The 1234-nt window shown below is 75.4% G+C and carries 1 protein-coding gene; it reads left to right on the forward strand.

The features are described from left to right. On the forward strand, nt 1-1234 hold a 1234-nt coding region (locus CCN51_RS50850), incomplete at both ends, for a DUF5682 family protein (RefSeq protein WP_245881877.1).

The following is a 1234-nucleotide window of genomic DNA, read 5'->3' on the forward strand; positions in this document are numbered from 1 at the left end:
GGGTAGGCGGGACGGGAGCCGGGACCGGGGCCGTCGCGTCGTTCACCGCGCTCGGCGAAGCCATGGCCGCGCTCCGCGCCGAATACGGCCACGGCGGACATGAGCACGACGCCGCGCGCGAGGCGCAGATGCGGCTGCGGCTGCGCGAGGCGCGGCGGGAGTTCGGGGACCGGGTCGCCGTCGTATGCGGGGCCTGGCACGTTCCGGCGCTGGCCGAGCGGACGACCGCGACGGCCGACCGAGGGCTCCTCAAAGGGCTGCCGAAGGTCAAGGTCGAGCTCAGTTGGGTGCCGTGGACACACCGTCGGCTGGCCCGGCACAGCGGCTACGGCGCGGGGATCGCCTCCCCCGGCTGGTACAGCCATCTCTTCCAGGCCGCGGACCGCCCGCTTGAGCGCTGGCTGACCAAGGTCGCCGGGCTGCTGCGCGCCGAGGACTTCGCCGTCTCGTCCGCCCATGTCATCGAGGCCGTACGGCTCGCCGAGACGCTTGCCGCCATGCGCGGCCGGCCGCTGGCCGGGCTCGCCGAGACCATGGACGCGGTGCGGGCGGTGATGTGCGAGGGCTCTGATGTGCCGCTCGCGCTCGTCCACGACCGGCTGGTCGTCGGGGACGTCCTGGGCGAGGTGCCCGAGTCGGCGCCCGCCACTCCGCTCCAGCGGGATCTGACGCGCACCCAGCGTTCGCTGCGGCTCAAACCGGAGGCGCTTGACCGTGAGCTGGAGCTGGACCTGCGCAAGGAGACCGACGCCGCGCGCAGCCGCCTGCTGCACCGGCTGAGGCTGCTCGGCGTCGACTGGGGAACCCCGGCCGTCTCGCGCGGCAGCACCGGTACGTTCCGGGAGACGTGGCGGCTGCGCTGGGAGCCGGAGCTGTCGGTTCGGGTCGCCGAGGCGGGGGTGTGGGGCACCACCGTGCTGTCGGCCGCCACGACGAGGGCAGAGGCCAAGGCGGTGGACGCCACGGCCCTGGGCGAGGTCACGGACCTGGCCGAGCGCTGTCTGCTCGCCGGGCTCCCCGACGCGCTCCCGGTCGTGATGCGCGCGCTCGCCGACCGCGCCGCGCTCGACGCGGACGTCGGCCATCTCGCCCAGGCCCTGCCCGCGCTCGTCCGCTCGGTGCGCTACGGCGACGTACGCGGCACGGACACCGCCGCTCTGGCCGAGGTCGCCGTCGGGCTGGCCGACCGCGCGCTGGTCGGCCTGCCGCCCGCCTGCTTCGGCCTCGACGCGGA

It is taken from the genome of Streptomyces milbemycinicus (genome assembly GCF_002154605.1).
Lineage (GTDB): Bacteria > Actinomycetota > Actinomycetes > Streptomycetales > Streptomycetaceae > Streptomyces > Streptomyces milbemycinicus.